This window comes from Streptomyces sp. NPDC025651 (assembly GCF_055558735.1).
The window spans coordinates 89793-103622 of sequence record NZ_JBVHLZ010000016.1 but is presented as its reverse complement, the minus strand read 5'-3'; the positions used below and the strand labels follow the sequence as shown (position 1 = coordinate 103622).

10 protein-coding genes and 1 pseudogene are annotated in these 13830 nt (G+C 73.0%); 4 read left to right on the top strand and 7 right to left on the bottom strand.

Features of this window, described 5'->3' with window-relative positions; all coding sequences use genetic code 11:
* Positions 1-68: 68 nt before the first annotated feature.
* Both ACZ4D5_RS38905 and ACZ4D5_RS38900 read right to left on the bottom strand, forming a co-directional pair.
* Positions 69-959: an SMP-30/gluconolactonase/LRE family protein gene (locus ACZ4D5_RS38905; protein ID WP_467777212.1), complete on the bottom strand. Its 891-nt coding sequence runs from the start codon at positions 957-959 to the stop codon at positions 69-71.
* 178 nt (positions 960-1137) lie between these two features.
* Positions 1138-1404 carry a hypothetical protein gene (locus ACZ4D5_RS38900; RefSeq protein ID WP_467777211.1) on the bottom strand — a complete coding sequence of 89 codons (267 nt, stop codon included), beginning with the start codon at positions 1402-1404 and terminating at the stop codon, positions 1138-1140.
* Positions 1405-1596: 192 nt separating this feature from the next.
* Between ACZ4D5_RS38900 and ACZ4D5_RS38895 the strand changes: the two genes are divergently transcribed.
* Both ACZ4D5_RS38895 and ACZ4D5_RS38890 read left to right on the top strand, forming a co-directional pair.
* Entirely contained in the window at positions 1597-2244 is a 648-nt protein-coding gene (locus tag ACZ4D5_RS38895) for a TetR/AcrR family transcriptional regulator (RefSeq protein ID WP_467777210.1), read from the top strand.
* A 43-nt stretch (positions 2245-2287) separates the two neighbouring features.
* The gene (locus ACZ4D5_RS38890) at positions 2288-3919 is read left to right on the top strand and encodes an acyl-CoA dehydrogenase family protein (RefSeq protein ID WP_467777209.1); all 1632 of its coding nucleotides are present in this window, start codon (positions 2288-2290) and stop codon (positions 3917-3919) included.
* A 99-nt stretch (positions 3920-4018) separates the two neighbouring features.
* Here the strand turns inward: ACZ4D5_RS38890 and ACZ4D5_RS38885 are convergent.
* From ACZ4D5_RS38885 to ACZ4D5_RS38875, 3 genes and pseudogenes are all read right to left on the bottom strand, one after another.
* A pseudogene (locus ACZ4D5_RS38885) lies at positions 4019-4876 on the bottom strand (sensor histidine kinase); the annotation flags it as partial.
* 425 nt (positions 4877-5301) lie between these two features.
* Positions 5302-6000 (bottom strand): response regulator transcription factor, encoded by a 699-nt coding sequence (locus ACZ4D5_RS38880; protein ID WP_467777208.1) that lies wholly within the window; start codon positions 5998-6000, stop codon positions 5302-5304.
* Between the two features lie 45 nt (positions 6001-6045).
* On the bottom strand, positions 6046-7593 hold the full coding sequence (locus ACZ4D5_RS38875; protein WP_467777207.1) for an alpha/beta fold hydrolase: 1548 nt from the start codon (positions 7591-7593) through the stop codon (positions 6046-6048).
* A gap of 192 nt (positions 7594-7785) precedes the next feature.
* Here ACZ4D5_RS38875 and ACZ4D5_RS38870 point away from each other — a divergent pair, with 192 nt between their 5' ends.
* Complete coding sequence (locus ACZ4D5_RS38870; RefSeq protein WP_467777206.1) at positions 7786-8409, top strand: TetR/AcrR family transcriptional regulator; 624 nt, start codon at positions 7786-7788, stop codon at positions 8407-8409.
* 37 nt (positions 8410-8446) lie between these two features.
* On the opposite strand, the gene ACZ4D5_RS38865 is transcribed toward ACZ4D5_RS38870, so the two are convergent.
* Together ACZ4D5_RS38865 and ACZ4D5_RS38860 are read right to left on the bottom strand one after the other, a co-directional pair.
* A complete protein-coding gene (locus ACZ4D5_RS38865) occupies positions 8447-11797 on the bottom strand; it encodes a bifunctional cytochrome P450/NADPH--P450 reductase (protein ID WP_467777205.1) in 3351 nt (1116 codons plus the stop codon).
* A gap of 292 nt (positions 11798-12089) precedes the next feature.
* A complete protein-coding gene (locus ACZ4D5_RS38860; RefSeq protein WP_467777204.1) occupies positions 12090-12926 on the bottom strand; it encodes a helix-turn-helix domain-containing protein in 837 nt (278 codons plus the stop codon).
* A 56-nt stretch (positions 12927-12982) separates the two neighbouring features.
* Here ACZ4D5_RS38860 and ACZ4D5_RS38855 point away from each other — a divergent pair, with 56 nt between their 5' ends.
* On the top strand, positions 12983-13816 hold the full coding sequence (locus tag ACZ4D5_RS38855) for a phytanoyl-CoA dioxygenase family protein (RefSeq protein WP_467777203.1): 834 nt from the start codon (positions 12983-12985) through the stop codon (positions 13814-13816).
* Positions 13817-13830: the final 14 nt, after the last annotated feature.

The window sequence follows — 13830 nt, the reverse complement described above, 5'->3', positions numbered from 1 at the left end:
CTGGACGTTCGTCGACTCGGCCCGGTCGGCCCGGTCCGCTCAGCCCGAAGGCCCGGTGTCCGACGCGGTCAGTTCCGCGCCGCGGGCTCGGCGCCCGCGGGAACCTCGTAGATCTTTCCGTCGACTCCCGAGCGGTAGAGCCTGCCCGCCGAGAAGCCGCGCTCGCCCTGTCCGTAGGTGATCTGCGTGGAGAGGTGCAGCCCCGACTCGACGGCGCAGAGCTTCCCGCCTTCCACCCGCCAGATCTGTCCCGCCGCGTGCGTGGCGACGAGCGGCCGTCCACGGCTGTCGAGGGTGATCCCGTCGGGGAGGGCGAGGGTGTCGGACGGCGCGACGGAGATCCAGCGCTCCGGGTGCGAAGGGTCGTCGACCGGGATCCGGTACAGCCCGGGGGCGACGGTGGTCTGGATGACGTAGACATGCCTGCCGTCCGGGGAGACGGCCACTCCGTTGGGCTGCGGCACCTTGGCCCAGGCGGGGTCGACCCGGCCGTCCGGCGTGACGCGGCCGATGTTCCTGCCGCCCAGGGTCGTGGTGTAGACGGTGCCGTCGGGCGCGAGGGCGATGCCGTCGATGCCGCCGAGTCCCGAGGCGTACGTGGTGACCTTCCCGGATTCCGGATCCACGAGCAGGAGCTTCGAGCTGGGGTGGAAGTCGCCGGTGAGCGAGTGGGCGAGGTCGTTGCCGGTGCCGACGAGAAGCCGGCCGTCGTCACGGACGACGACACCGCCGTTGGCGCCGATGTTCCCGGTGAGCGCCACGGGCTCGCTGCCGGGTGCGCCGATCCGGTACACACGGCCCGTGAAGTACGCGGTGGCGAACATCCGTCCCTGCTGGTCGACGGCGATCGACTCGACCCAGTCCGGAAGGTGGGCCACCTTGGTCGGCGGTGCCGCTTCGGGGGCGTCACAGGCCGGTGCCGCGTGCGCGGGGGCGGCCACCAGCAGGCCCGCGGCCACGGCCACTCCCACCGCCGCCGCGATTCCGCGCCTCGCTCCGCGCGAGGCGGTGCGAGACCTCGAACTCACCCTTGACCGCATCGATTTCCCTCCGTCGTCCATTCCCGCATCCGTCGCTCTGCCCGGCGAAGTATCGGCTCAGGACGGCTCCCGCACCACCCCGCCTCCGCTTCAGCGGTCACGGCTCGGGAACCACGTCGACGTACACGAGCACCGCATGCCGGTCCGGGGGCTCGGGCACCACGGAGGGGGGCCTTGCGGCCGACTCGCCCGGCAGGCGGCCGATCCCGTCACCGGCCAGGCAGGCGGTCCGGGCCGCTTCGGCGTCCAGCGGCCCGAGGTCGGCGCCCCGGTGCCGGACCGTCGGGAGGCGGTCGGGCGCGCACTCCAGGAGGAGCGAGCATCCGGCGCGGCGCAGGTGCAGCACGGCATCTGTTTCGGTCACGGTTCTCCCTCTCGGTCTGCACCGGCGGCGCATGGGGTCGGGCTCTCCGCCGGCCTGTGATGCGGTGCGGCTTCTGGTCTGCCGTGGATCCTTCGCCGGGCCCGCCCCCGCGAACCCCCGTCGCGGCCACCGATTCCAGAAAGGTCCGAACGAAGGTTCACTTCTTGCTCTGAACGGTGGTTCACTTCTTCCATGGCCTATCGCAAGACCCCCACCGAAGTCCGTCGCCTTGCGGCGGCCCGAGAGCGCCTCGTCGACTGCGCGACCGCGGTCGTCGCCGAAGTGGGCTGGTCGCAGGCGTCCGTGACCGCCGTCGCCGACGCGGCGGGGATCGCGGCCGGTTCGGTGTACCAGCACTTCCCCTCCAAGGCGGCGCTCGCCGTGGAGGTGTTCCGGCGGGCCGCGGGGCGCGAGGTCGACGTACTCGGCGAAGTGCTCCACCACCCCGACGGATCGCCGGTCGAGCGGCTCGCCCGCGGCGTCGAGGTCTTCGCCCGCCGCGCCCTGGAGAACCGCGGCCTGGCCCACGCGCTGCTGGCCGCGCCGGCGGAACCGGCCGTCGGGGCCGAGCGGCTGGACTTCCGCCGCCGCTACCGGGCGCTGTTCACCGACGTGCTCCACGAAGGCATGGCCGCCGGGCTGCTGCCCGCGCAGAACGGCGACATCACCGCGGCCGCGCTCACCGGCGCCATCGGCGAGGTCCTCGTCGACCCGCTCGGCGCCCACGACGAGAACGACGTCGACGAGCTCCTGGCCGAGCTCGTCGCCATGGCGCTGCGCTGCGCGGGCGCCCCGCCCGGGACGTCTGCCGGGACGCCGCCGGAGACCCCGCACGCCTGACCCGACCGCCCTTTCCCGATCCACCCTTTCAGGAGGAGGCTCCATGTCCCCCACCGCGACCCATGAAGTGACCAACCAGGCCCCGCCGTTGACCGGTCACGACATCGCCGACGACCCGGTCCTGCTGGAGGGCGTGCGCCGCGAGGGCGCCGACTGGCACCTCGACGACCTGCACCGGATCGGGCGCCGCGCGGGCAGCGAGGAGGTGCGGCGCTGGGCCGACGAGGCCAACCGCCACGAGCCGGAGCTGCGTACCCACGACCGCTACGGCAACCGCGTCGACGAGGTCGACTTCCACCCCGCCTACCACTCCCTGATGGAGATCGCGGTCGGCGAGGGGCTCGCCGGCAGCGCCTGGGCCGACGAGCGGCCGGGCGCCCATGTGGCGCGCGCCGCCGGGTTCATGGTGTGGAGCAGCACCGAGGCCGGGCACGGGTGCCCCGTGTCCATGACGTACGCGGTGGTCCCTGCCCTGCGACACGCGCCCGACCTCGCCAAGACGTACGAACCGCTGCTCACCAGCCGTGTCTACGAGCCCGGACTGCGCGCCCCCGCCGGCAAGCGCGGGCTGCTCGCCGGGATGGGGATGACGGAGAAGCAGGGCGGCACCGACGTCCGCGCCAACACCACCGTCGCCACCGAACAGGCCGACGGCACCTGGCGGTTGAGGGGCCACAAGTGGTTCACCAGCGCGCCGATGAACGACCTCTTCCTCGTGCTCGCGCAGGCCCCCGGCGGGCTCTCCTGCTTCCTGGTCCCCCGTGTCCTGCCGGACGGGAGCCGCAACACCTTCCGCATCCAGCGCCTCAAGGACAAGCTCGGCAACCGCTCCAACGCCAGCGGCGAGCCCGAGTTCGACGACACCGTCGCCTGGCTGGTGGGCCCCGAGGGCAACGGCGTGCGCACCATCATCGAGATGGTGACCATGACGCGCCTGGACTGCGTGCTCGGCTCCGCGGCGGGCACCCGTGCCGCGCTCGCGCAGGCCGCCCACCACGTGCGCCACCGCGCGGTCTTCGGCACCAAGCTCATCGACCAGCCGCTGATGCGGAACGTGATCGCCGACCTCGCCGTGGAGTCCGAGGCGGCCACGACGCTCGCCCTGCGCATGGCGGGGGCCGCCGACCGCGCCCAGCGGGGGGACGACGGTGAGCGCGCGTTCCTGCGGCTCGCCACGGCCGTCGGCAAGTACTGGGTGTGCAAGCGCCAGCCCGCGGCGGTAGCCGAGGCCCTGGAGTGCCTCGGCGGCAACGGTTATGACGAGGCGTCAGGCATGCCGCGCCTGTACCGCGAGGCCCCGCTGAACGGCATCTGGGAGGGCTCGGGCAACGTCAACGCCCTCGACATGCTCCGCGCCCTGGCCCGCGAACCCGCTTCCCTGGAGGCCTTCCGTACGGAGATCGAGGCGGCGGCCGGGGCCGACCGGCGCCTCGACGACGCGTGGCGGGACCTCCGGGGCGAGCTCGTCCTGACCGAGGACGCGCCGCTGCGGGCCCGCCGCGTCATCGAGCGGGCCGCGCTGGTCCTGCAGGGCTCACTCCTCGTGCGGCACGCCCCGGCCCCCGTCGCCGACGCGTTCTGCGCCTCGCGTCTTGCCGGGGACCGCGGCCTCGCCTTCGGCACGCTCTCCGCGGGGACCGACTTCGCGGGGCTTCTGGAGCGGCTGCCCTGCTGAGGTGACCCGGCGCAGAAGGGCGGTTCGCCGTTTCGGGCCGCCCGGCCGGTGCGGGCCACCGGGGCCGTCCCGGCCGTCGGGACCGTCGGGCGGGAGGACGAAGCCGACCTCCGCTCCTCCGCCGTCGGCGCCGGTGGCGAACACGGTGCCGCCGTCGGCCGTGACGATGTCGTGCACGATGGCGAGCCCGAGCCCGGAGCCCGGGGTCGCCTGGGTGCGCGAGCCCCGGTAGAAGCGGTCGAAGACGGCGTCGCGCTCGCCCGGTTCGATGCCGGGGCCCCGGTCGCGCACGGACAGCCGGCGCCCGTCGATGTGCAGGGTGATCGGCGTGTCTTCGGGGCTGAACTTCACCGCGTTGCTCAGGAGGTTGTCGACGCAGCGCTGCACCGCGCGGGGCCTCGCCCGTACGGGGACCGGCCTGTGTGTGGTGACGGAGATGGTGCGTCCGGTCCGGGTCCGGTGGCGGTGCGCGGTGTCCTCGGCCAGGGCCACCAGGTCGACGCGGTCCCGGTCCTCGTCCGTGTAGCGGTCGGTGGCCAGGTCGACGAGTTCGCGCACGAGATCGTCGAGGGCCGCCGTCTCGGTGACCAGGGTGGTGAGGATCTGCTCCTCGTCCTCGGGGTCGAGCCTGCCGCGGGCCCTCTGCAGGAGTTCGGCGCTGCCCCGCACCGAGGTCAGCGGGGTGCGCAGCTCGTGGCTCGCGTCCTGGACGAGTTGCTGCTGCTGTGCGCGCGAGCGGCGCAGCGCCGTGAGCATCGCCTCGAAGCTGCGCGTCAGCTGGCCGATCTCGTCGGATCCGGCGGGCGGCAGCGCGGTGGAGAGATCCCGGGTGGTGGTGATGCGCCCGGTGGTGCGGACCAGCTGGCGGACGGGCCGCAGGATCCGTCCGAGGACGAACCAGCTCAGCAGGGCGGACAGGCCGACGGCGGTCGCGGTGGTCCAGGAGATGCGCCACATGAACGCGTCGTCGACGCGCGCCGCGCGCTCGTAGCTCTGGCCGACCATGACCGCTCCGCCACCGGGCAGCGGCCGGGTCAGAGTTCCGTACTCGGTTCCGGAGACGACGATGTCCGCGCGGCTCTCCCCCCGTCCCGTCCGCGCCACCCGCAGAGCCGCCGCGGAGACCGGCAGCTCGCGGCCGCCCGGTGTCAGCCGACGCACGGCTCCGTGCTCGGACACGACCTGTTCGGTCATGTCCGCACGCGGTGGCGGGGTCAGGTCGGCGGCGAGCAGGGTGACGACCGTGTCCGTGCGGTCGTCGAGCCCGCGCTCGAGTTCGTCGCCGACCAGGGCGCCGACACCGCGGTAGGACATGACGGCCGCCAGGGCCATGGCGAGCGCGGCGGCCGCGACGACAACGGCCGTGATCTTGATACGGAGCATCAGGCGGCCCGGACGGTGTAGCCGACGCTGCGCACGGTGTGGATGAGACGGCTCTCGCCGTCCTGTTCGGTCTTCTGGCGGAGATAGCCGATGTAGACGTCGAGGGACCGGGAGGTGGTGTCGAAGTCGAAGCCCCAGATGCGCTCGTACATCTGGGACCGGGTGAGGACCGTGCCCGGGTGGCACAGGAGCAGTTCGAGGACGTCGAACTCGGTCTTGGTCAGGTCGAGTTCACGCGCGCCGCGGAACGCCTGCCGCGACCCGGGGTCCAGGGTGAGGTCCGCGACGGCCAGGACGCCGCTGTCCTCGGCCGGTTCGGTGCGCCGGAGCAACGCGCGTATGCGGGCGAAGAGTTCCTCGGTCGCGAACGGCTTGGCCAGGTAGTCGTCGGCGCCCGCGTCCAGGCCCGCGACCCGGTCGCCGACCTCATGACGCGCCGTCAGGACCAGGATGGGCATCCGGTCGCCGCGTCTGCGCAGCATCCGGCACAGGCCGAGGCCGTCGAGGCCCGGCATGACCACGTCCACCACCGCCAGGTCGGGCCGCTCCTGTTCGAGGAGGCCGAGGGCCTCCAGGCCGTCGGCGGCCGTGAGCACCCGGTAGCCCTCGAAGCGCAGCAGCTGGTCCAGGGTGCTGCGCACACCCGGATCGTCCTCGACGACCAACACCGTCCTGCGGTGCCCCGTTTCCTCAGTCATGTGATCATTTTCGCCGGTGGTGGACGCGGTCACGGCACCGGCCCGTCAGTGGTGCGCGGAGGCGTTCACGGGCGCCACGGCGATCGGCGGCAGGGTGCGCAGGCAGGACGTGTCGCCCGGCTTGCCGGTGCGCAGGAACCGGGTGGTCACCCCGAGGACGCAGCCGCTCTCCTGCAGCTCGGGCACGTGCCCGGTGTTGCGCACCGAGAAGAACCGGCTGTCGCGGAACGCCTCGGCCGCCTTCTTCCCGTCCTCGACGGTCGTGTTGGAGTCGAGGTCACCGGAGAGCACGAGGACCGGGACGTCGGGCAGCCTCAGCTTGGTGGGCTGCGGGTCCGGGGTGTTCTCGCGCGGCCAGCCGATGCAGGCGTCCCCGCCGTCCGTGGGCCCCTCGGCGAATCCCCTGGCGCTGAACACGCCGTGCTCACCGGGGCCGGCGGACTTCAGCGCGGCGCGGTACTGGCGCCACCGCTCGGACAGCGGCGCGTCCTTCTTCCAGGCCTTGCGGTAGTCGTTGCAGACGACCGCGACGTACGGCGCCTGGTCCTCCTCGCCGGCCGTGGCGCCCTCCTTCTGGATCAGCGTCCGCAGCGGCGCGGTATCGCCCTTGGCGAAGCGGTTCAGGGCGCGGGGCAGGTCGCCGAGGAGGGAGCTCCCTGCCGGGTCGAGCCCCACTTCGCGGCTGGCCGACTCGTACATCAGGTTGGCCAGCTTGCCCTCGGTGAACCGCGCGGTGTATGTGCCGTGTTCGGTGGTGATCGGCACGGTCATGGGCCGGGCCCGCAGCCGGGACGCCGTGGTGGCCAGGTCCTTGACGGCCTGCTTCCCGTCGCACGCCTCGGCGGTGCCGCGCTCGCAGACGCGGCGCAGCGTCTGGGACACCGCCTGGGCGCTGGACCGCGCCAGCGGGTCGATGGCGTGCGGGTAGGCGCCGGACAGCACGACGGACCGCACGCGCTCCGGGTGGCGCGAGGCGTACACCGGCATCAGGTACGTGCCGTACGACAGTCCGTAGAGGGAGAGTTGGGGCGCGCCGATCCTGGCCCGGATCGCGTCGATGTCGTCGGCGGTGGCCGCGGTCGTGTACGCGGCGGCCTTCGGCCCGAGGTTCTCGCCGCACCGCTCGACGGCGGCCCGCTGCTGGGCCCGCGTGCCGAAGCGGTACTCGGCGTCGGTGACGCCGCAGGGGATCCGCTCGGAGCGACCGGTGCCGCGCGGGTCGACGAGGAGCAGGTCGTGGTCCTTCAGGAGGTCGCCCAGGGCGTACGCGAAGCGGTCGGCCCGGTCGATCGCGACCTCGCCGGGGCCGCCCGGGTTGACGGCGACGGTGCCCCTGGCGGCGCCGGGTGCGCTGTGCCGTACGACCGCGTAGCTCACCTCGGTCGTGCCGAGTCCCGGCTTCCCCGCGACCAACGGGCGGTCCACCGTGCCGCAGTCGACGCGGTGTCCCGGCACCGTCACCGTCGCGCACCACTCCGGGGCCGCGGGGCCCCTGTCGGGTGCGGCCTCTGCCGTCGTCGGCAGTGCCGCTGCCAGCAGCGCCACCATGCCCACGGCAAGCCCCGCGTGCTTCGCCGTCCTCTTGTTGCTCATACCCACTCCTTCGTCTCTCGGGTGCGAGTACGACTGTGGCGGGCACGTTTCACAGGCTCGGCAGAGCAGCGGCAAAGGTACGTAAGAAAGGAAAAGAGGCGGTGGCGGTGCGGGGCCGCGGCGGGCGGCGGGCGGCGGGCGGCGATTCGTTCGGTCGACTTGCTCAAGTGACTGAGTCGCTATGATGCGCGTATGGCTCATGTGACCGCGGCGGAGCGCCGCCCCCAGCTGATCGAAGCGGCCATCGTCCTCATGAGCAGGGAGGGCGTCGCCGCCGGAAGCACCCGCGCCATCGCCGCGGAGCTCGGCGTCGCGCAGGCGACGGTCCACTACACCTTCGGCACGAAGGAGGACCTGTACCGGGCCGTCATGGAGCAGCTGACCCAGGACCTGGTCAGGCAGGTCGAGGAGTCGGCGCCCGTGGACGCGGGCTTCGAGGAGACGCTCGCGGCCATGGTCACCGCCCTGTGGCGCACGGTGCGCGACCAGCCGGCCGCCCACCAGCTCCTGACCGAGCTGAACATGCTGGCGCTGCGGACACCGAAGCTGCGCGACGTCTTGGACAGCCACTACCGCGAGGTGGTGGTCGTGACGGCCCGACTGGTGAGCGAGGCGGCCGAGCGCACGGGGCACGAGCTCGCCGTGCCCGCGCCGACCGTCGCCCGGTTCTTCCTCGCGTCCTTCGAAGGGCTCACCCTGCAGCACCTGACCCTGCCCGACGAAGAGGCCGAACTGCACGGGCTGCGGGCCCTGGTGGCGGGCATCGTCGCGCTGGCGAGCGGCACGCTGGATCCCGTACCGCTGCCGGAACTCTGACCGCCTCCGTACCGCTCAGCCGCCACTCAGCCTCTGCTCAGCCCGTCCAGACGTCCTCGACGTACGTGCCCGACTCGACGAGAGCGGACAGCCACGTGGCCGCTTCCTCGTCTCCCGCACCCGTGTGCTCGCGGTAGACGGCCATGAAGGCTTCGCGCACGGCCGGGGCCATGCGGTGGCCGTCGCCGCAGACGCGGATCAGTCCGCCGGACTCCAGGACGCCCCAGATCTCGGCGCTCTCCCGGGCGATGCGGTCCTGCACGTAGCGCACGCCGTCTTCGGGCGCCCGGGAGAAGGCGGGGCGCATGCTGACGGCGCCGGCCGCCTCCGCCCGCTCGAACTCCTCGCGGTGGAGGTAGTCGACGTCCGGGTGATCGCAGCCGAAGTAGCAGAGCAGCGTGGCGGTGGAGCCGCCGTGCAGGCGGTCGAGGACGGCTCCGCGGAAGGGCGCGAGGCCCGTACCCGCGGCGACGAGCACGGCCGGGGTCGCGTCGTCCCCCGACAGGCCCCCGGGCAGGCGGAAGGCGTCGCCGCACGGCAGGACCCTGGCCTGGACGCTGTCACCGGCCCGCAGGCCCTGGACGTAGTGCGAGGCGATGCCCTCGAAGGTGCCGGCTCCCGCACGGTGCGGCGCGACGAGCAGGGACACCATCAACTCCGCCTCGCCGGGAGCCGCCTGCGCGGAGGACGAGATCGAGTAGTGGCGCGGGCGCAGGACCGGCAGCATCTCCAGGAAGCGCTCGAACGGCAGCTCGCAGGAGCGGTGGTCCTCCAGCAGGTCCAGGAGGCTCCGCCCCGCGGTGGTGACCTGCTCGCGGAACGTCTCGGGCTCCGCGGCGGCCAGTGCGGCCAGGGACTTCTTCTCGGGCGGGCATGCGGTGTGCTCGGCGAGGAGGGCCACGTGCTCCGGGACCGCCGGGTGCTGGAGTTCCACGAAGTCGGTGAGCAGGCGGCGCAGGGTCAGCGGCCGGTCGACGGGGAGGGCGCCCCGGCTGCGGCGGCGTGCGCGCAGGCGGACCGTGCGGTCGAGGTCCAGGCCGAACCGGTCGGCGGCCCGCCCGACGAGCGCCTCGGGGTTGCGCGGCAGGACGGCCAGGTGGTCGCCGGTGCGGTAGGTGACGCCGTCCGGAAGCCGCAGCTTGAGGTAGCGCTTGGAGCGGCCCAACGCGTGCTCCATGTCGACGAGTTCGTACGCGTCGAGGACCTCCATGGCCTGTACGCCGTGCCGCGCGGCGAGGTCGCCGGTCACGGAGTCGGCGGCGTCGGTGAGTTCGTACAGCCCCTGGTCGCCCGGCCCCTGGTCGTCCGGCCCCTGGTCGCCGTCGAGCCCTTGGCCGCCCGGCGCCCGGCCGGTCCGCGGCTCGCGACGGGCGTCGGCCGCGTCGCCCTCCTCGGCCTCGCCGTACCGGTCGAGCAGGGCCGTCCACAGGTCGGCGCTCCAGCGGTCCACGGTCCCCGCGAAGTCCCCGGAGGCGTCCGCGGCGCCGCGCTCCAGGAGCGGGGTGGCCCCGGCCGCGCGGAGCCGCTCGTCGATGAGCGTCGGCACGCGCTGGTAGGTGGCGGCCCAGTTGCGGTCGCCGACGCCGAGTACCGCGTACCGGAGTCCGTCGAGCGAGCCGGGCCGCAGATCTTCCAGCCGGGCGACGAAGCGGGCGGCGTCGTCGGTGGGACGGCCGTTGTAGGAGGCGGCCACGATCACCACGGGGCCGTCCGCGTCCCCCAGCGCACCGGCGTGTTCGTCGAGTGAGGCGACCGCGGTGGTGAACCCGTGCGTGTCCCCGTCGGCGGCCAGGTCGTGGGCGATGCCCGCGCAGGTGCCCAGGTTGGAGCCGTGCAGGACCGTGAGCGCGGTGGCGGTGGTGATGCCAGTGGCAGTGGCGGTGGCTCGTCGGGGGGCGGGCCCGTCCCTGTCGGTGAGCGCGGGCGCACCGCTCATGCCGGCGGGCGGTCGGCGCTCTTCGGAGGTGCGCCGGGCGAGCTTCAGGGTGAGCCCGCCGGGCTTGATGGTGAGCGACTGCTGGATGCTCAACCGGTAGTCGGCGTGGTCGATCAGGCGGTAGCGGTGGACCAGCAGGCCAAGGAGCAGGGTGGCCTCGTGCAGCGCGAACTGCCGCCCGATGCAGGCACGTTCACCGCTGCCGAAGGGCTTGAAGAGGTGGACGGGCCGGGCCGCGTCGCGCTCGGGCGCGAACCGGTCGGGGTCGAACAGCTCGACGTTGTCGCCCCAGGCGGGGTCGCGGTGCAGCGCCGGGGTGAGCACCATCAGCGTCTCGCCCTCGAGCACCGGATAGGCGCCGCCGATGACGGTGTCCTCGATCGGCTCCACGGCGAAGGCGGGCGCGGTCGGCCACAACCGCAGGCTCTCGTTGAGCACTTGGCGGATGTACGTCAGCTTGCCGATGTCCCCGTAGTCGGGGTCGGGCGCGTCCGTGTCGCCCCAGAGCGCGTCGACCTCCGCCTGGGCGCGGGCCAGCACCTCGGGGTGCTTGGTCAGGTAGTACAGGGCGAACGACAGGGCTCCGCTGGTGGTCTCGTGCCCCGCGATGAGGAACGTGATCACTTGGTTGCGGATGTTCACGTCGTCCAGCGGCTCGCCGGACGCGTCGCGGGTGTGCAGCATGCGGCCCAGCAGATCGTCGGTGCCGGTGTCACCGGACGCCCTGCGGCGCCTGATCACCTCGTCGACCAGGTCCGCCATGAGTACGGCGTCCGCGCGGAACCGCTCGGCCTGCTTCCACTTGAAGAGCTCCGTGCCCGGGATCGACTCGCCCTTGGCCTGGGTGAAGGCGAGCGCCCGCCCCATCGCCTCGACGAAGGGGTGCGCGTCGTCGCGCCGGAAGGACTCGAAGTCGTACCCGAACCCGCAGAGCCCGATGGTGTCGAAGGTCAGCCGGGTCATGTCCTCGGGTACGTCGACCGGCCCGCCGCCGACGGCCCCGTCCCACTTGGCGATCAGCGACCGGGCGACCCGGAGCATGGTCGCGTGGTAGCCGCGCATGGCGCCCAGCGAGAACGCCGGCATCAGGATGTCGTGCGCCTTCTGCCAGTTGGCCTCGTGGTGGAAGGCGGTGAAGAGGCCGTCACCCGCGATCTGCCGGATCTCGACCAGGTCCGGGTGCACGTTCTTGCGGAACCGGCTCTCGTCCGCGAGTTCGGCCACCAGGTCCAGGCCGCCCACGACCACGAACTCGGTGCCGAAGACGCGGACCCGGTACACCGGACCCAACTCCTTGACCTCCTTCATCAGATGGACGAGGCCGTCGGCGCCCTTCGGGACGTCCAGGGCGTGACCGATCAAGGGGAGCGCCGGACGCTCGGGGATCGCTGTGGTCTTGGTCGCGGTGGTCTTCGTCGCGGAGGTCGCCGTGATCGTGGACGCGTGGGTCATGAGCCCGCCTTTCGTGCCGCACCAGCAGTCGCTTGCCCAGCACGTTATCGCCCGACATTGTCAGGTGACAATGTCGGGCGATTGTGTCGATCGACACGACCGTACGACTCAACCAGGCGAGCACCGGACGCGTCGCCCGCCGCAGTCGTCCACCTCGGCGGCCATCACAAGAGGCCACGGTCGACCTGGACGCGCCGGCCCGGCTCACGACGGCGGTCCACGAAAGTCCGCCCGCACAGAGCCTCGTGGAACCGGATCAACTGCCTACGGGGAGCTGGCCGCCGCCTTCCCCTCAGGCGTGGCGGTACGCGGAGGGCGAGCGCCCCACGGCGTGCCGGAACCGGGTGGAGAAGTACAGCGGGTCGCGGTACCCGACCTGCCGGGCGACCTCGCCGACCGGCAGCGACGACAGCCGCAGGAGCCGGCACGCCACATCCATGCGGCGCGCCTCGACGTGCGCCATGACGCTCGTCCCGAACTGCGCGGTGAACAGCCGGGAGAGGCGTGACTCCGACAGTCCCGCGACGCGCGCCAGGGACCGCACGGTGTGCGGCTCGGCAAGCCGGTTGCTCAGATGCTCGAGCACGGCGAGGAGCCGGGGATCCATCCGCTCACCGCGGGGATTCTGCGTGTCGCACCACAGCAGCGCCTCCTCCACGGCGTTGGCCCCGAAGAGCGCGGCGTTCGCGAAGGCGCCGTCGCCCAGGGACACGGCTCGCCCCAGCGCCCCGGCCACACGGTCGGCGAGCGGATCCGGCAGCAGCACGCGCCCCACGCCGGGCGCGACCCGCGGCCAGTCCAGCAGGGCAAGCCACTCGGGCCGCGGCTGGACATGCGCCCACAGCAGCAGCCAGGCCCCCGCGGCGGAATCGGTGCCGTAGTCATGGGGCGTACCCGGTGCGATGGCGACGAAGGACTTCCCCTCGGCGTGCACGTCGGCCGCTCCCTCGCTCCTGATCCGCCCGCGCCCTCGGCAGGTGAACAGGAGCAGCCAGTCCTCCGTGCCGCCCCGCCGCACGGTCCGGTACGCGTGACCGGCCGCGAGCCGGCCGGCGACGACCCGGTCGTCGGCGGTGGCGACGACTTCCGGAGGCGTACGGGCTCCGCGCCCCGCGGCAGCATCTCCCATGTGAACTCCTCGAAGTCCGATTCCCGGCCGGGAAACCGGCGAACACGATGGAGACCATGAAGCTCCCCACGACGCACATGGCACTCCACCCGGCGCCCCCGTCGCAACGGCCCGACCGCTACGCCGCCGACGGAGTGATCCAGGTCGACGCCCTGCTCGCGCCCTCCGAGGCCGACGCGATCCGCTCGGCGTTCATGGACCAGGTCGTACGGGACCGCGACAGCCTGGGCGCGAGGGACGGCCTGGCCGAGGACGACGTCCTGGCCCGATACCCCCGCTTCATGCAGCCGCACCGGCGCCCCGACTTGGCGGTCGGGTCGATCGCCCGCCGTCTGATGACCGACAGCCGCGTCCTGGACATCGTCACCGAACTCGTCGGCCCGGCCTTCGGCGCGCAGTCGATGTTCTACTTCAAGCCGCCCTCCGCGCGCGGCCAGGCGCCGCACCAGGACAACTACTTCCTCCGCGCCCGCCCGGAGACGTGTCTCGCCGTCTGGATCGCCGTCGACGACTGCGACGCCGCGAACGGCGCGCTGTCCGTCGTCCCCGGCTCGCACACCATGGCGGTGGTGTGCCCCGAACCGGCCGACGGCCAGGCGTCGTTCACCACCGGCCTGGTGCGCCCGCCCGAGGGCATGGCGGCCGTACAGACCGTGATGCGCCCCGGCGACGCCCTGTTCTTCCACGGAAGCCTGGTGCACGGCTCGCTCCCCAACACCACGCGGGACCGCTTCCGCAGGGCGCTCATCTTCCACTACGTCCCGCAGACCTCCGTGGAAGTCGCCCGTTGGTACCTGCCGTTGGTCGCTCCGGACGGCTCCGAGGTGCGCGTCCCCAAGGCGGTGGGCGGAGGGCCGTGCGGGGAGGGCAGGGAGGCCGGGTCGGGCTGAGACCCGGCGGACCT